Raw genomic sequence first — 15,788 nt, forward strand, 5'->3', positions numbered from 1 at the left:
GAAGTTGTCCTGCGCCTGCGCGACCAGGCTCACGAAGGCGGCTTCGAGGTTCGCGTCCGGCGGCAGCCCGGCCTGCTCGATCACCTGCGCTGCCGTGCCTCGTGCGAGCACGCGCCCGTAAGCGATGTAGACCAGTTCGTGGCAGCGCTCGGCTTCGTCCATGTAGTGCGTGGAGACGAGCACCGTGATGCCTTCCTGCGCGAGCCGGTGGATCTCGTCCCAGAAATCGCGCCGCGCCTTCGGGTCCACGCCCGCCGTCGGTTCGTCGAGCAGCAGCAGGCGCGGCTTGTGGATCAGGCATGCGGCGAGCGCGAGCCGCTGCTTCCAGCCGCCCGAAAGCGCGCCGGCGAGCTGCTGCTGCCGCGCGGTGAGGCCGAGGCGCTCGAGCGCTTCATCGACCGCGGCGTGGCGTTGCGGCAGCTGGAACAGGCGCGCGATGAAGTCCAGGTTCTCGCGGATCGACAGGTCCTCGTACAGCCCGAACTTCTGCGTCATGTAGCCGGCCTGCAGCTTGATCGCGCGCGACTCGCGCAGCACGTCGAGGCCGAGGCAGGTGCCTTCGCCCGCATCCGGCTTGAGCAGCCCGCACAGCATGCGGATCGTCGTGGTCTTGCCGCTGCCGTTGGGGCCGAGGAAGCCGCAGATGCGGCCTTGCGCGACCTGCAGGTCCACGTGGTCCACGACGACGCGCTCGCCGAACTTCTTGGTCAGGCCGCGCACGTCGATGGCCAGGGTCGACGTCGGCGGCGAGGCGTTCATGGCTTGCGGGCTTCGAGGGGCTGCACGTCCAAGGGCTGCCCCGGCCTCAACTTCGTGGCGGCTGCAGGTACTGGCTTCGCCTCGACGAGGAACACCAGCTTCGCCCGCTGCGAATTCGAATAGATCACTGGCGGCGTGTACTCGGGCTGCGTCGCGATGCGGCTGATGCGTGCTTCGATGGCACCGCCGCAGCCGTCGCAGCGCAGCTGCACCCTCTGCCCCAGCGCCACCGAAGGCAGCTGCGCCTGCGGCACGTAGAAGCGCGCCTTGATGTTGCCGGGCGGCAGCAGCGCCAGCACGGGCTGTCCGGCCGCGACGAACTCGCCGGGGCGGAAGAAGGTCTCGCTCACTTGCGCGTCGGCGGGCGAGAGCTGCTTTTTCTGCTGCTCGCGCCACTCGGCCTGCCGCAACACCTGCTGCGCGGCGTTCACCTGCGCGTCGGCTGCTGCACGTTCGTCGGGGCGCGCCGGCAGTTTGGCAACCTGCACGGTGGCGGTGAGTTCCGCCACGCGGTCCTGCGCCTGCCGCAGCGCGGTGCGCGCTTCGTCCACCTGCGCCTGCGCGATGAAGCCCTTGGCCGCGAGCTCCTGCTTGCGCACCAGGTCGCGCCGCGAGAGTTCGGCTTGCGCACGTGCCTGGTCCAGCTGCGCAGCGGGTACCGCGACTTCTTCGGGCCGGCGGCCCTTGTCGGTGTTCTGCGCCTGGTAGCGCGCGCTTTCGACGCGCGCTCGCGCTTCGTCGCGCGCGGCCCGTTCGGCTTCGGATTCGAGTTCGAAGAGCGGCTTGCCGCGCGGCACGTTGTCGCCCGGCTGCACATGCAATGCTGTCAAGGTGCCGGCCAACGGCGCGCCCACGTAGATGTAGTCCGCTTCGGCGTAGCCTGACCACGCGCCGTCGTGGCGGTCGCCGCAAGCGGCGGCATGCAGCAGTGTGGCCGCGGTCAGCGCGTACAACACAGGACGAATGCCGAGCATGCGCACATTATGTGTGCGCGCACGTGCTTTGGTCTTGGTCAGGTCGCGTCACGCTGCGGTGGACGGAAGCGATGAAACCAACGAACGCCGACCGTTACCCACTTGTAGGCCGCATTCGGCCGCGAATGGAGGTTCCCGCCATGCTCCCCCCGGTATCACCAGGACAGCGGTCCTGGCAGCCCCAGGCTTCGCAACACGAGTCGAAACAGGCGCTCGACGACCGCGAACACAAGATTGTGCTCGGCGGGCCGGAGCCTGCCCCGCAAGACGGCCTCGAACACAAGGTCCTGCCTCCGCAATACGGGTCAGCCGAGCCGGACGAATTCCGGCTCCCCGACGAACCGCAACCTCCTCCGCCATATGACGAACACGTGCTCGGAATGTCGCCTCGCCTCTCCGGTGGCATGGTGCAGCTTCCCGAACCAGCGCCCGGGTACCACGGGCAAGCCGAATCGAAGCGCGCTGCGGTCGTTCTGGACGCCAAGGGTGTTGTTGCGGGGTTCGTCGAGTTTCCCCCGGCGCTGGCTGGCGAGCAGGGCCTGTTCAATCTCGGTCTGGATGGCGCGCGCCTGGCACAGCTCGTCAGGGTCCCCGAAGACCGCCGCGCTCCCATCCAGCTCACCGGTGCCGGGGGCGTGAGCGTCCGCGCGTGCGTTGTCGCCAAGAACGGCAACGATGTGACCTTGAAATTCGACCTGCAAGACGACGCTGTTCGCCGTGTCTTCGGAACGGACCAAAACCACGGTGAGATCCACAGCACGGTCGATATCGCGCGGTTTCCGCTCGTGTTCGCGATGGACTTCAGCGCACCGGGAATGTTCCAGGCTTACCGTGAAGCAGGCGGCAGGTCGCAATTCCCCGCGGTCTGATCGACGTATTACTGCCGCGGCGCCGACGCAGGCGCCTGCGGCGCCGCGGGCTGGTCGCGCATCAGCGGGTGCATCTGCCCGGGCTGCGGGTCCATGTAGCCGCTGCCGTCCTTGGTGCCCTTCTTGCCCGCGATCTCCCAGGCCGTGCGCTGGCCCACCAGCTTGGCCAGGGCTTCCACTTCCTCGTCGGTGTGGTTGATCGCGCGCGCGGGCGTCAGCAGCTTGCCGTTCACCGGTGCCGGCTCGCCCCAGAAGGACTGGTGGTAGTCCGCCGTGGACACGGTGCGGTCGCCGCCCGCGGACATGTCCACCACGCCGTAGCAGTTGCAGAAGTAGCTGCGGTAGCTGCGCTCGGGGAAGATCTCCGTGTACACGCCCGTGCCGCGGATGCCGGCGGTGAGCGTGGGGGTGATGATCTGCCGCTGCGAGCCCTTGCCCCACACGCTGACGATGGCGCCCGTGAGCATGCGCAGCGCCGCCACCGCGTTGAGCGTCGGGCCACGGTCCACGGTGAAGCGCGAGTTCTGGCGCACCTGGAAGGCGGAGTTGCCCACGACGAAGATCAGGTGCGAGTCGGGCCCGGTCTGCACCTGGTCGCCCGTCTGGATGAATTGCCCCTCGCGCAGGCGCTCGCCGTTCACGGTGGCGTCGCCGCGCAGCTCCACCACGTTGCTGCGCTGCTGCGCCCACGCGGCGGCGAAGCCGCCCATCGCGGTCCATGCGGCCGCCGCCTTGAGGAAGCTGCGGCGCTGGAACCACAGCAGCTCCTCTTCTTTCCTGCCCATCAAAACGTGTCGTTCACTCATCGTTGGTCTCCGGAAGGGGCGGTTCGTCCGCGACGAAGCTGTCGCGGAAGGTGAAATAGATCGAGGCGAAGAACATCGTGCCGGTGATCAGGAACCAGGGCAGCACCAGCGCCGTCGCGAGGAACACCGAGATGGCCTGGGTCACGGACAGCAGCAGCACGCCGGCCAGCGACACGCCGAACCAGCCCAGGCCGTAGACGACGAGCGCGCCGAAGTTGCGCAGCACGGCGACCGTGCTGAAGAAGATGCTCTTCACGGGCGAGATCCCGTGCCAGTGCACGAGCGCGGGCGCGTGCCAGAACGCAAGGTACACCGGCAGCGCCAGCAGGTTCGACAGCAGGAAGCGCGTCTGGAACTCCGGCATGGCCAGCACCACGCGCGCGTCGGCCTTCTCGGGCACGGGCGGCATCGGCACCATCACGTTCACCAGCAGGTTGACCGCGAGCAGCGTCGCCGCGAACACCGAGCCGAGCACAAGCATCGCGCGAAAGCGTTGCTGGCCCGCCCGAAAAGCCGTGAGCAGCACGGTCGGCAGGGGAAAGCGCCCCTCGTTGACCTGCCGGCTCGCAGCCATGAAGCCGAGCGTTGCCGCCGGCACGACCGCCAGCGACACCACCAGGCCGATCACCGGCACGAGGTTGAGCAGCAGCAGCGCCATCAGGTACATGAAGAACAGCCCCGACAAGGCGAGGGGCTGGCGCAGGAAAGTCTGGACTCCGAGCTTGACCCATTGGATGCCGGCGCGAGCCGGGACGATATTGAGCTTCACGGCAGGTACGTGATGGAGTCGTTCGTGGACGCAGCCTGTTGCGCGCGGCGCGCGCGAAAGCGTGCGAAATTTAACGGAGCATAGCGGGATGCGCGATGCGCTCGCGCAGCACCCGCTCGAAATGGGCCGGGTCGTGCGGTTTGAGCAACGATGCCTCGCGTGGCAGGTGGAAGTCCCACAGGCGCGAGATCCAGAAGCGCAGGGCGCCCGCGCGCAGCATCGCCGGCAGCAACTGCCGCTCGGCCGAGGAGAAGGGCCGCACGGCCGTGTAGGCGTGCAGGAAGGCCTGGGCCCGCTCCTCGTCATGCACGCCGGTGGGCAGGTCGATGGCCCAGTCGTTCAGGCACACGGCCACGTCGAACAGCCACGTGTCGACGCCCGCGAAGTAGAAGTCGAAGAAGCCGGTGAGCTTGTGGTCCTCGAACATCACGTTGTCGCGGAAGAGATCGGCGTGGATCGGCCCCTTGGGCAACGCGGCGTACGCGGAGGAGGCCGCCACGTGGTTCTGGTAGGCGAGTTCGCTGGAGATCAACGCGGCCTGCGCCTCGGTGAGGTAGGGCAGCACCACCGGCACCGTCTCGTTCCACCACGGCAGCCCGCGCAGGTTGGGCTGGTGGCGGTTGTAGTCGCGGCCGGCGAGGTGCATTCGCGCGAGGGTTTCGCCGACGAGCGCGCAATGTTCGGTGTTGGGTGCGAGCTCGCTCGCGCCGCGCAGCCGGTTGACCACGGCCGCCGGCTTGCCGCATAGCATGTGCAGGTTGTCACCGGCCTTGTCCACCTGCGGGTCCGGCACCGGGATGCCGCGCGCGGCCAGGTGGTGCATCAGGTGCAGGTAGAAGGGCAGCTGCTCGGACGAGAGGCGCTCGAACAGCGTCAGCACGTACTCGCCGGCCTCGGTGGTGGCGAAGTAGTTGGTGTTCTCGATGCCGCCCTGGATGCCGCGCAGCTCCTTGAGCTCTCCCAGGTTCAGCAGGCGCATCAGGGCGCGCGCCTCCTCCTCGGAGACTTCCGTGAAGACCGCCATGGGATCAGAAGCCCCGCACGGTCCAGAGGCTCTTGCCGTCCTTCGGGCGGACCTCGTAGGCCGGCAGGCGCGACTTGGTCGTCACCGTGATCTGCTGCGTCTCGCCGCCCACGCGCAGCTCGTCGATGCGGGAGCCCGCGTCCTCGTGCCGGATGCGCTCGATCTTCTGGTTCTTGCGGGGGTCGAGCGGTTCGCGCTCCAGCGCCTGCGCGGGGGCGGGCTGCTGTGCGTACGCGGAGGATGCGAGGAGGGCGAGGAGGGCGAGGCCGGGGCGCATGGCGCGATTGTAGGGCTGCCTGCCGTCGAGACCATCAGCGCAGAACCGCAACGCCGTCGTCGTCACCCACCGGGTTGGCGATCGAGGAACCACCATGGACGGCAAGGCAGGCGGTGTACGTGAACCGCGCGGCATTCTCAAGAAACCGGCCTTCGAGCCCCGGACCGGGGACAACAAGGGCGCGACAAGCAAACAGGTCACTCTCCACCTGCCGACGTGTGACGCTCCTCTGTTCCAGCGCCCGTTGCAGGTGGACGAACCCGCGCTCCCCTTGCTGGTGCCCGTGCAGCGGCATGCGGCCATTTCCGAGGCCCTGGAGGGCCGCTGCAGCGTGCCCGACGAAAAGGCTCATGCGCTGCTCGGGCGCGTGCGGCGGTGTTCGCCCGATGACGAGGGGGGCCCGCTGGAGCTGGACCTCACGGCCCTCTCGCGCGACAACGTGCTGGCGGTCCAGGCGCTGCCGGTATGGGCGGAGGCGCAGCTCTGGGGCGAAGCCGGATTCCAGTCGGTCGTCATCGATCGGTCGCTGCGCGGCGATGGTGACGTGGCCGGTGGGTTCGGCAACTTTCCCCGGCTCGAGGAAGTCGACTGGGCCCGCGAGGGCCGCAGCGGACCTGGTGTGCTGAAGGAGTTGCGGCCCGAGTCGCAGGACCGCCAGGCTGCCGACGTGAAACGCGGCCCCGCCGCGGCGCTGGACGCAACCGCCCTTTGCAGGGAAATTCTCGATGCCGCGCAGTCCGGGCGGCCCAAGGTCATGCGCAACAGCGTGCGGGCGTTCGTGGACATGCTGGTTCGATGCCCGCACGATGCCGCGGCGGTGCGCGCCCTGGGCACGCTCAAGGTGCAGGCCGTGCTCGGTAAGCACGCACAGCTGATGACGGCTATCGTCGAGTCGCTCCTGCGTGCCGCTCCCGCGCTTGGCGAGGAGCGCACCGTGGCGCTCTTGCAGGCCAGCGAGCAGGACGGCTTGCCGTTGATGCATTGCATCGCCCTCAAGCAGAAGGGCCGGGACTGGGGTGACGGTGCGTACGACGCGCTGCTGAAGTTCCTGGCGCCGATTTTCGCGTCGCACGTACTGGGCGAGGACGCCAAGCGCGGCATCTGCGCATCCGCTTTCTGCCAGGCCGCCACGGCGCAATCGTGCCCGAGCTACAAACGTGCCCAGAGCGTCATCGAACCGGGGTTCGAGATCTGGGCCAGTGCGGCGGAGACCGCATTGGGCTGCGGCCAGGACTGGGTGGCGTGCGCGATCGCCGACGCTGTCTCGTCGTCCCACGGGCTCACAACGAGCCTGAAGCAGGAATTGCTTCTGTCGGGCCTCGGCGTGCCGTTGCCAAGGATGCTCGGGAACTTCGAGCGGTTCATGCCCGAGCGATGCAAGGCGATCGAGCGCTTCTATGCCGGGATCGCGGCCGAGGTGCGGCAAGCGGCCGAGTCGGAGGATCAATTCAAGTGGGAGTCGCCATCCGACGGGCGACAGCGGGCCGACATCCTCAAGCAGAACAACCAGCCGGCACCGTTCTTCTTCATCAGCCGGGAGATCGAGGCCATCGTCCAGCCCTGGCCCTCCAGGGACGTCGTGCGCTCCTCGTTGCGCGAGATCGTCAGGATCGCCGCGGACCTGCCTGCCGAGGTGCCGGTGGATGGCGTGATGGGCCGCATCCAGCATGACGCCGTGGCGAATGGCAAGTCCTGGGTGATGAAAGAGGTCGTGAGCGCGGTGCTCGGCCCGCCGGGCAAGCCCTGCATCGCCAGGCACTGGAAGGCCATGTTGATGGCGCGGTCGGAGGTCGGGGCGCCGATGCTGGCGGCGCTCGCCGCCAGCGAGCCGCGCTTTCGGGATTGGGAGGACAGCGCCGATGCGATTGCTGCGCACGTGCGGGCGATCCTCGAGAGCCCCGGTGTTTCCGGCAACGACAAGCTCGAAATCTGCCTGTCCGCGCATGCGGTCGACGGCAGGCCGATGTCTGCGGCGGCGATCTCGGCAGCACAGGAGGTGCCGTGGGTTGCGATCGGGGTCCTCACCGGGGTCGCCAGGTCGACGGTGGACAAGGAAACCGCACGCCAATTGCTGGATGCCATGAAAGTCGACGTGCCCGCACTGCTCGACAAAGTGTCCCGCAGCGGGCCCAGCCCCGCGGTACGGCGGCAGTGCGATGCGATCAGGAGTCTCCTCGCCACGCTTGCCGCAACCTGAGCACGCCCCGCTGCGGCGGCGGGGCACAATGCTCCCCGATGAGCGACTCCCCCGAACAACCGAAGAAGACCCTGCTGCTGGTCGACGGCTCCAGCTACCTCTACCGCGCCTTCCACGCCATGCCCGACCTGCGCGCGGTGCCCGGCGACCCCACGAGCCCGGCCACGGGCGCCATCCGCGGCATGATCAACATGATGCAGAAGCTGCGCCGGGACGTGCGCGCGGACTATGCGGCCTGCGTGTTCGACGCGCCCGGCAAGACCTTTCGCGACGAGCTGTACCCCGAGTACAAGGCCACGCGCTCGCCGATGCCGCCTGACTTGCGGGCGCAGATCGACCCGATCCACGAAGTGGTGCGCCTGCTCGGCTGGAAGGTGCTCAATGTGCCGGGCGTGGAGGCCGACGACGTGATCGGCACGCTCTCCTGCTGCGCGACCCAGGCCGGCGTGGAGACGGTGATTTCCAGCGGCGACAAGGACCTCTCGCAGCTCGTGAACGAGCACGTCACCGTGATCGACACGATGAACGACCGCAAGCGCGACATCGCGGGCGTGACGGCGGAGTTCGGCGTGCCGCCTTCGCAGATGCTCGACTACCAGGTGCTGGTGGGCGACTCCGTGGACAACGTGCCGGGCGTCGACAAGGTCGGGCCGAAGACCGCCGTGAAGCTGCTGCAGGAATACGGCTCGGTCGAGAACCTCGTCGCGAACGCCGACAAGGTGAAGGGCGCCGTCGGCGAGAACCTGCGCAAGGCACTCGACTGGCTGCCCAAGGGGCGCGAGCTGCTGAAGATCAAGACCGATTGCGACCTCGCGGAACACATCCCCGGCTTCCCGAAGCTCGAGGACATCGTCATCGGCGGGCAGGACACCGAAGCGCTCAAGGCGTTCTACGAGAAGTACGGCTTCAAGGGGCTCGTCAAGCAGCTGGAGACGCACGACGTGCCGCCGGAGCTGATCGAGGAACAGCGCAGCAAGAAGAAAGTCGGCGCCGGCCCGGGCCCGATGGGGCTGTTCGAGGAGCCGGACCTCTCGGGCCTGTCGAAGGCCACCAACCTGCAGTACGACACGATCTTCACGTGGGAGGCGTTCGACAGGTGGCTCGCGAAGATCGAGTCCGCCGAACTCGTCGCGCTCGACACCGAGACCGATTCGCTCGACGAGATGCGCGCGGGCATCGTGGGGCTGTCGTTCTCCACCGAACCGGGCATCGCGGCCTACATCCCGCTCACGCACGACTACCAGGGCGTGCCCGACCAGCTGCCGCGCGATGAAGTGCTGGCGAAGCTCAGGCCCTGGCTGGAGAACCCCGAGCGCCTGAAGCTCGGTCAGCACATCAAGTACGACCGCCACGTCTTCAAGAACCACGACATCGACGTGCGCGGCTACGTGCACGACACCATGCTGGAAAGCTACGTGCTCGAAGTGCACAAGCCGCACAGCCTGGCGTCGCTGGCCGAGCGGCACCTCGGGCGGCAGGGCATCGACTACGAAACCATTGCCGGCAAGGGCGCCAACCAGATCGGCTTCCACCAGGTGCCGATCGAGAAGGCGGCGGAGTATTCGTGCGAGGACTCGGACCAGACGCTGGATGTGCACCTCGCCCTGTGGCCCAAGCTCGAACGCGACTCGAAGCTGAAGTTCATCTACGAGCTGGAGATGGAGTCGAGCGAAGTGCTGTTCCGCGTCGAGCGCAACGGCGTGCTGGTCGATTCCGAGGAGCTCGGGCGGCAAGGGCACGAGCTGGGCCAGCGCATCATGGCGCTGGAAAAGGAAGCACACGAGCTCGCGGGCCAGCCCTTCAACCTGGGCAGCCCGAAGCAGATCGGCGAGATCCTCTTCACGAAGCAGGGCCTGCCGGTGGTGAAGAAGACGGCGAGCGGAACACCGTCCACCGACGAGGAAGTGCTGGAGAAACTGGCGGAGGACTACCCGCTGCCCGCGAAGATCCTCGAGCACCGGTCGCTCTCGAAGCTGAAGGGCACGTACATCGACAAGCTGCCGCTGATGGTGCACCCCAAGACCGGCCGCGTGCACACGCACTACGCGCAGGCCGTGGCGGTGACGGGGCGCCTGTCGTCGAACGACCCCAACCTGCAGAACATCCCGATCCGCACGCCGGAAGGCCGCCGCATCCGCGAGGCCTTCATCGCGGCGCCGGGCAACCTGATCGCCAGCGCCGATTACAGCCAGATCGAGCTGCGCATCATGGCGCACATCAGCGAGGACGAGGCGCTGCTGCGTGCGTTCCGCGAGAACATGGACGTGCACCGCGCGACCGCTGCGGAAGTGTTCGGCGTGCCGCCCGAACAGGTGTCGAGCGAGCAGCGGCGCTATGCCAAGGTGATCAACTTCGGCCTGATCTACGGCATGTCGAGTTTCGGCCTCGCGCGCAACCTCGGCATCGACAATACGGCGGCCAAGAACTACATCGACCGGTACTTCCAGCGTTACCCGGGCGTGAAGACGTACATGGACGAGACGCGGCTGTCGGCCAAGAGCAAGGGTTACGTCGAGACGGTGTTCGGCCGCAGGCTGTACCTGCCCGAGATCAACTCACCCAACGGGCCGCGCCGCGGCGGCGCCGAACGCGCGGCCATCAATGCGCCGATGCAGGGCACGGCCGCGGACCTGATCAAGATGTCGATGGTGCAGGTGCAGCAGGTGCTGGACCGCGAGAACCGGCGCACGCGCATGATCATGCAGGTGCACGACGAACTGGTCTTCGAGGTGCCGGAAGACGAAGTGGAGTGGCTGCGCACCGAGGTCCCGCGCATCATGGCGGGTGTCGCGGAGCTGCGTGTGCCGCTACTCGCCGAGATCGGCACCGGCCCCAACTGGGACAAGGCGCATTAACCCGACTTCTTCTTCTCGCTCCAGAGTTCGCCGCCGGTGGCCCAGTCGCTCGGCTTGATGTCGTACAGGATCACGTCGACCGACTCCGGCTTGCTGCCAAGCGCCGTCACGCACGCTTGCGTCAGCGCCTTGACGAACTCGCGTTTCTGCTCCGGCGTGCGGCCTTCGAACATGTCGACTCGGATGGTGGGCATGGTGTTTTCTCCTTGCGCCGAAGAATACACTCCCTGCTTCCAACAACGAGGAGTCCAGTGATGTTGCGTGACGATTTGAAGAAGGAATTCGATTCGCTGGTGCCCGGCCCGGGCACCGAGGGCGCGACGCGCCGCACCGCGCTGAAAGCGGCGCTGGGCGTGGGCTATGCAGCGACGGCGGGCGCCGTGGTGGCGCAGACGGCCATCAAGACGCCGTCCGACGGGCTCGTGACGGGCGAGATCACCTACGAGGTGAACGGCTTCAAGGTGCCCGCGTATCGCGCCGCACCGGCGGGCAAGACAGGTCTGCCCGTGGTGCTGGTCGTGCAGGAAATCTTCGGCGTGCACGAATACATCGCCGACACCGCGCGCCGCTTCGCGAAGGCGGGGTACCTCGCGATCGCGCCGGAGCTGTACGCGCGCCAGGGCGACCCCGGCAAGTACGGCGAGATCGGCAAGCTGATGGCCGAGGTGGTGGCCAAGGTGCCCGACGCGCAGGTGATGGCCGACCTCGACGGCGCGCTCAAGTGGGCCGGCGCCAACGGCGGCGACGTGAACAAGGCGGCGGTCACCGGCTTCTGCTGGGGCGGCCGCATCGTGTGGCTGTATGCCGCGCATGCGCCGGTCAAGGCGGGCGTGGCGTGGTACGGCCGGCTCGTGGGGCAGCCGAACGACTTGCAGCCGAAGCATCCAGTGGATGTCGCCGCGCAACTGAAAGCGCCGGTGCTCGGCCTCTACGGCGGCAAGGACCAGGGCATTCCCCTCGACACAGTGGACCGCATGAAGGCGGCGCTCGCGGCCGGCTCGCCCGCCGCGAAGGCGTCGCAATTCGTCGTGTACCCCGATGCGCCGCACGGCTTCCATGCGGACTACCGGCCCAGCTTCGTCCAGGCGTCCGCCGAAGACGGCTGGAAGCGCGCCCTTGACTGGTTCAAGGCGAACGGAGCGGCTTGAGCAGCATCGGCGCCATCCTCCTGTCCACTCTCGCTGCCGGCATCGGCAGCGTGTGGCTCGCGGCCATGCTGCTGCGGCTGGGCTGGCTGCCGCGCAACGACGACCGTGCACGCGCACAGTCGACGCAGCACCTGCTCAGCCTGGCCGCGGGCGCGCTGCTCGCCACGGCGTTCATGAATCTGCTGCCCGAGGCGCTGGAAAGCAAGGCGGACCCCAAGGCCCTGTTCGGCACGCTGCTCGTCGGCTTGGTGTTCTTCTTCCTGCTCGACAAGGCGGAGCTGTGGCACCACGGCCATGAACACCACCATGGCGACGAGCACGGCCACGACGGGCATCACCATCATCACCACGACGCCGGGCCGCGGTCGGGTGGCTGGGCCATCCTCACCGGCGACAGCTTCCACTGTTTCGGCGACGGCGTGCTCATCGCTTCGGCATTCGTCGCGGATTTCCGGCTGGGCCTCGTCGCGGCTTTGGCCGTGCTGGCGCACGAAGTGCCGCACCACATCGGCGACCTCGTCGTCCTACGCAGCACGACCGGCGGCAACCGCAACGCGGCGCTGTTGAAAGTGTCACTCGCGGGCGCCGTCACGCCGCTCGGCGGGCTCGCGGGCTGGTGGCTCGTCGACCGCCTGCACGACTGGCTGCCGTTCTTCCTGGCGGTGGCGAGCAGCAGCTTCATCTACGTCGCGCTGGCGGACCTGATCCCGCAATTGCAGAAGCGCCTCGGCGCGCGCGAAACCATCGCGCAGATCCTCTGGCTGCTCGCCGGCATCGGCATGGTGACCGCGGTCAGCAGCATCGCGCACGGGCATTGAGCTGCGGCCGCGCAGCAGTCCAGCTGTCCTACAAGGCATCGGAGTTTTTCCGACAGGGTGTCGGTGCTGAGCCTCCTATGGTTGTCGGCACACATCCAAAGGAGAACATCGATGGCATCTCGTGACTACGAAGATCCAGGCCGGCAGGGCCGCTACGGCGAGCAGCAGCAGGACCGCGGACAGGGCGTGGGCGGAAGCAGCGCGAGCAGCGGCAACGCGGGTAGCAGCGGCGGCGGCTCCTCCGGCGGTGGTGGCGGCAGCAGCAACTGGGGCGGCGCACAGGGCTCGTCGCAGGGCTCCAATTACGGGCAGCGGTCGGGCAGCGAGTTCGGCTCGCAGCAGTCGGGCGGCTATGGCGGCTACGGCGGCGAGAGCCATGGCTACGGACGTGGACAGTCGGGCTCGGACTATGGGCAAGGCGGCGGCGGCTGGGGCCGCAGCGAGTTCGGCGGCAGCGGCAGCGAGTTCGGCGGCCAGGGCGGCTACGCGCGCAACGCGGCCGGCATGCAGTCCTCCGGCTTCGGCGGCGCGGGCGGCAACTACGGCCAGCACGGCGGCCACGGTGGTGGCCAGGGCGACTGGGGCCGCTATGGGCAGCAAGGCCAGTGGGGCGGCTCGCAAGGGTACGGGCAGGAAGGCCATGGCCAGCAGGGCGGTGGTAGCCAGTACGGGCAAGGCGGTGGCGGCTACGGTGGCCAGGGTGGCGGCAGCTACGGCCAAGGCGGCGGCAGCTACGGCCAGGGTGGCGGCTACGGCGGCCAGGGCGGCTTCGGTGGATCGCAGGCAAGCCAGGGCGGCTCGCAAGGTGGTTACGGCGGCTCGCAGGGCTCGGGCGGCTCGCAGGGCTACGGTGGTTCCCAAGGCGGGTACGGTGGTTCCCAGGGCGGCTACGGTGGCTCGCAAGGCGGCTACGGTGGCTCGCAAGGCTCCGGCGGTTCGCAAGGCTACGGCTCTCCAGGCTACGGCGGCCAAGGCGACACCTACAACCGCGGCAGCTATGGCAGCCAGGGTGGCGGCATGGGCAGCGACATGGGGCGCGGCATGGGCGGCGGCATGGGCTACGGCAGCCAGGGCTACGGCGGCCAGCAAGGCAATAGCTGGGGCTCGCAACAGTACGGCGGCTGGCAAGGCGGCCAGGGCGGCAGCCAGGGCATGTCCGGCGGCGGCCAGGGCGGCTGGGGCTCCAGCTATGGCCAGGGCAACTACGGCGGCCAGATGGGCCAGGGCGGCGGCAGCACGTCCTATGGGCAGTCCGGCAACTACGGCCAAGGCGGCTCGTACGGGCAAGGCAGCTACGGCGGCTCGCAGGGCGGCTACGGCTCCAGCGGCGAAGGGCATGGCAGCTACACCGGCGGCGGCATGAGCGGCGGAGGGCACAGCCACCACGACCCCGACTACCACCAGTGGCGCGAAGAGCAGATCCGCAACCTGGACAACGACTATCACACCTGGCGGCAGGAACGCTACCGCAAGTTCAGCGACGAGTTCAGCAACTGGCGTTCGTCGCGCAGCGGCGGCCAGGGCCAGAACGAAATGGGCGGCACGAGCGGCTCCAGCGGTTCGGGCGGCACGACGTCGAGCGGCATGGGCGTCGGTGGCGGCACGGGCGGGCAGTCGTCGTCGGGCGGCATGGGCTCGAGCGGCATGGGTTCATCGGGCGGCATGGGCAGCTCGGGTGGCATGGGCTCGTCCGGCGGCTCCAGCGGCTCCAGCGGCTCGCACGCGATGGGCAGCAGCACGGGCAGCGCGGGTAGCACCGGCAGCAGCGGCGGCTCCGGCGCCTCCATGAGCGGGGGCACCTCGGGCTCCACCGGCAGCAGCACGAGCTCGGGCTCGGGCAGCAGCGGCTCGTCCACGAGCGGCTCGTCGAAGAGCAAGTAACGCCGGCAGGCACGAAGCGGCGTCGCGCGCGTGGCGCCGCTTTCACCATTCTTCAACAGGGAGCGACACGATGAAAACGACATGGAAGATCAGCGCAACCGCCCTCGTGGCGATGGCGCTCTGCACGGGCATGGCCACGGCGCAGACACCGCCGGGCACCGGCAGCTCCGTCACCGGTGGCGGCGCGGCGCCCGCGGCGCAGCCGGGCGCGGGCACGCAGAACCGCGAATCGAAGAAGGACGACCGGCTCGCGCGCGGCGACCGCAAGTTCGTCGAGAAGGCCGCGGGCAGCGGCATGTTCGAGGTGCAGGTGGCGCAGCTCGCCGCGAGCAAGGCCGCGGAACCGAACGTGAAGAGCTTCGCGAGCATGCTCGTGGACCACCACACGGCCGCGAACAACGAGCTGATCCAGCTGGCCAACATGAAGGGCATCGAGCTGCCCGCGGCGCCGCCGCGCGGCATGCGCAAGGAGGTCGAGCACCTGGGCAAGAAGAGCGGCTCGGACTTCGACAAGGAGTTCGTGAAGAAGGTCGGCATCGACGCGCACAAGAAGGACATCAAGCTCTTCGAGCACGCGAGCAAGGACCTGAAGGACGCGCAGCTCAAGGCCTTCGTCGACAAGACGCTGCCGAAGCTGCGCGAGCACCTCGCCGCGGCTCAGGCGCTGCCGCAGGGCGGCGGCAAGGTGAACGCCGCCGCGATGGGCAACAAGGGCGCGGCCGGCCCCGGCGGCGTGGGCGGCGGCGCGCTCAACCCGGCCGGCAAGGGCAGCTGAGGAGGCGGCCATGCGAGGGCGAAGCGCGAAGGCAGCGGCCGTCGTGGCGGCCGCCCTCATCGTTGCCGGCGCGGCGCAGGCCCAGGTGCCCGCGCCGATGTTCGTGGCGGGCCGCGCCGAGAGCGTGCGCAGCCTCACGAGCGAGCAGAAGCAGGAGCGGCAGTTCCTGCGCGACACGGCCGGCCATCTGCGCCTGATGCACGCGGCGTCGAAGCTCGCGCTGGAGAAATCGGCCAACGGCCGCGTGCGCGAGCTCGCCGCTGCCATGCTGAACCAGGCGAACGTGATGCAGCCCGAGGTGCAGTACCTGCTGCACGCGCGCGGCATGGCGATGCCGATGTGGACCAACGAGCAAAGCCGCGTGCTCAAGGCGCTGAAGCAGTCCGCCGGCACGAAGTTCGACCGGATCTACCTGGACGAGGTGGCGCTGAGGGCGGGCCAGCAGGACGCGGTGCGCTTCGAGCGCATCGCCACCGTCACGCGCGACCCGCAGTTGCAAGGCTGGATCGGCCGGCACCTGCCGACGCTGCGCTACCACGTGATGCTCGCGGGGCGGCAGCCCACGAGCGTGATGGGCGCGAGCCCGGGGATGGTCACGCGCCCGCAGCAGCAGGCGCGGCCACCGAGCATCTAGTC

Annotated in this window: 14 protein-coding genes and 1 pseudogene; 8 read left to right on the plus strand and 7 right to left on the minus strand. The window is 68.6% G+C overall.

The window, feature by feature from the left end:
• Positions 1–78 precede the first annotated feature (78 nt).
• Positions 79–759, minus strand: a pseudogene (locus H8R02_RS20280) (ABC transporter ATP-binding protein); the annotation flags it as partial.
• A complete protein-coding gene (locus H8R02_RS20285) occupies positions 756–1,733 on the minus strand; it encodes an HlyD family secretion protein (protein ID WP_187083312.1) in 978 nt (325 codons plus the stop codon). The pseudogene H8R02_RS20280 and the gene H8R02_RS20285, both read right to left, overlap by 4 nt.
• 140 nt (positions 1,734–1,873) lie before the next feature.
• Between H8R02_RS20285 and H8R02_RS20290 the strand changes: the two genes are divergently transcribed.
• Positions 1,874–2,602 carry a hypothetical protein gene (locus H8R02_RS20290; protein ID WP_187083313.1) on the plus strand — a complete coding sequence of 243 codons (729 nt, stop codon included), beginning with the start codon at positions 1,874–1,876 and terminating at the stop codon, positions 2,600–2,602.
• An 8-nt stretch (positions 2,603–2,610) separates the two neighbouring features.
• Here H8R02_RS20290 and H8R02_RS20295 read toward each other — a convergent pair whose 3' ends face one another.
• From H8R02_RS20295 to H8R02_RS20310, 4 genes are all read right to left on the minus strand, one after another.
• Positions 2,611–3,408 carry a twin-arginine translocation signal domain-containing protein gene (locus H8R02_RS20295; protein ID WP_187083314.1) on the minus strand — a complete coding sequence of 266 codons (798 nt, stop codon included), beginning with the start codon at positions 3,406–3,408 and terminating at the stop codon, positions 2,611–2,613.
• Complete coding sequence (locus H8R02_RS20300; RefSeq protein ID WP_187083315.1) at positions 3,401–4,177, minus strand: BPSS1780 family membrane protein; 777 nt, start codon at positions 4,175–4,177, stop codon at positions 3,401–3,403. The genes H8R02_RS20295 and H8R02_RS20300 overlap by 8 nt, the downstream gene beginning before the upstream one ends.
• Positions 4,178–4,247: 70 nt before the next feature.
• Complete coding sequence (locus H8R02_RS20305) at positions 4,248–5,201, minus strand: homoserine kinase (protein ID WP_187083316.1); 954 nt, start codon at positions 5,199–5,201, stop codon at positions 4,248–4,250.
• A 4-nt stretch (positions 5,202–5,205) separates the two neighbouring features.
• Positions 5,206–5,478 (minus strand): hypothetical protein, encoded by a 273-nt coding sequence (locus H8R02_RS20310; RefSeq protein ID WP_187083317.1) that lies wholly within the window; start codon positions 5,476–5,478, stop codon positions 5,206–5,208.
• A gap of 94 nt (positions 5,479–5,572) precedes the next feature.
• Here H8R02_RS20310 and H8R02_RS20315 point away from each other — a divergent pair, with 94 nt between their 5' ends.
• Positions 5,573–7,675 carry a hypothetical protein gene (locus H8R02_RS20315; RefSeq protein ID WP_187083318.1) on the plus strand — a complete coding sequence of 701 codons (2,103 nt, stop codon included), beginning with the start codon at positions 5,573–5,575 and terminating at the stop codon, positions 7,673–7,675.
• Between the two features lie 38 nt (positions 7,676–7,713).
• Positions 7,714–10,530 (plus strand): DNA polymerase I, encoded by a 2,817-nt coding sequence (polA, locus tag H8R02_RS20320; RefSeq protein WP_187083319.1) that lies wholly within the window; start codon positions 7,714–7,716, stop codon positions 10,528–10,530.
• Here the strand turns inward: polA and H8R02_RS30850 are convergent.
• Positions 10,527–10,754: a 4-oxalocrotonate tautomerase gene (locus H8R02_RS30850; protein WP_354004951.1), complete on the minus strand. Its 228-nt coding sequence runs from the start codon at positions 10,752–10,754 to the stop codon at positions 10,527–10,529. The genes polA and H8R02_RS30850 overlap by 4 nt on opposite strands.
• A gap of 30 nt (positions 10,755–10,784) precedes the next feature.
• Between H8R02_RS30850 and H8R02_RS30090 the strand changes: the two genes are divergently transcribed.
• The 5 genes from H8R02_RS30090 (at position 10,785) to H8R02_RS20350 (ending at position 15,786) form a co-directional block, all read left to right on the plus strand.
• A complete protein-coding gene (locus H8R02_RS30090; RefSeq protein ID WP_222622577.1) occupies positions 10,785–11,678 on the plus strand; it encodes a dienelactone hydrolase family protein in 894 nt (297 codons plus the stop codon).
• 65 nt (positions 11,679–11,743) lie between these two features.
• Positions 11,744–12,496: a ZIP family metal transporter gene (locus tag H8R02_RS20335; protein WP_187083499.1), complete on the plus strand. Its 753-nt coding sequence runs from the start codon at positions 11,744–11,746 to the stop codon at positions 12,494–12,496.
• Positions 12,497–12,607: 111 nt separating this feature from the next.
• Positions 12,608–14,377, plus strand: a complete 1,770-nt coding sequence (locus H8R02_RS20340) for a hypothetical protein (RefSeq protein WP_187083322.1) — start codon at positions 12,608–12,610, stop codon at positions 14,375–14,377.
• Positions 14,378–14,447: 70 nt separating this feature from the next.
• Positions 14,448–15,152, plus strand: a complete 705-nt coding sequence (locus H8R02_RS20345) for a DUF4142 domain-containing protein (protein ID WP_187083323.1) — start codon at positions 14,448–14,450, stop codon at positions 15,150–15,152.
• A 10-nt stretch (positions 15,153–15,162) separates the two neighbouring features.
• On the plus strand, positions 15,163–15,786 hold the full coding sequence (locus tag H8R02_RS20350) for a DUF4142 domain-containing protein (RefSeq protein ID WP_187083324.1): 624 nt from the start codon (positions 15,163–15,165) through the stop codon (positions 15,784–15,786).
• The last annotated feature ends 2 nt before the right edge of the window (positions 15,787–15,788 follow it).

The sequence above is a fragment of the Ramlibacter albus genome, from assembly GCF_014297445.1.
Classification (GTDB): Bacteria; Pseudomonadota; Gammaproteobacteria; order Burkholderiales; family Burkholderiaceae_C; genus Ramlibacter; species Ramlibacter albus.

Coding starts and splice junctions, on each gene's coding strand:
- H8R02_RS20285 (WP_187083312.1), bottom strand. CDS start 1,733: ATGCTCGGCATTCGTCCTGTGTTGTACGCGCTGACCGCGGCCACACTG.
- H8R02_RS20290 (WP_187083313.1), top strand. CDS start 1,874: ATGCTCCCCCCGGTATCACCAGGACAGCGGTCCTGGCAGCCCCAGGCT.
- H8R02_RS20295 (WP_187083314.1), bottom strand. CDS start 3,408: ATGAGTGAACGACACGTTTTGATGGGCAGGAAAGAAGAGGAGCTGCTG.
- H8R02_RS20305 (WP_187083316.1), bottom strand. CDS start 5,201: ATGGCGGTCTTCACGGAAGTCTCCGAGGAGGAGGCGCGCGCCCTGATG.
- H8R02_RS20310 (WP_187083317.1), bottom strand. CDS start 5,478: ATGCGCCCCGGCCTCGCCCTCCTCGCCCTCCTCGCATCCTCCGCGTAC.
- H8R02_RS20315 (WP_187083318.1), top strand. CDS start 5,573: ATGGACGGCAAGGCAGGCGGTGTACGTGAACCGCGCGGCATTCTCAAG.
- polA (WP_187083319.1), top strand. CDS start 7,714: ATGAGCGACTCCCCCGAACAACCGAAGAAGACCCTGCTGCTGGTCGAC.
- H8R02_RS30090 (WP_222622577.1), top strand. CDS start 10,785: ATGTTGCGTGACGATTTGAAGAAGGAATTCGATTCGCTGGTGCCCGGC.
- H8R02_RS20335 (WP_187083499.1), top strand. CDS start 11,744: ATGCTGCTGCGGCTGGGCTGGCTGCCGCGCAACGACGACCGTGCACGC.
- H8R02_RS20340 (WP_187083322.1), top strand. CDS start 12,608: ATGGCATCTCGTGACTACGAAGATCCAGGCCGGCAGGGCCGCTACGGC.
- H8R02_RS20345 (WP_187083323.1), top strand. CDS start 14,448: ATGAAAACGACATGGAAGATCAGCGCAACCGCCCTCGTGGCGATGGCG.
- H8R02_RS20350 (WP_187083324.1), top strand. CDS start 15,163: ATGCGAGGGCGAAGCGCGAAGGCAGCGGCCGTCGTGGCGGCCGCCCTC.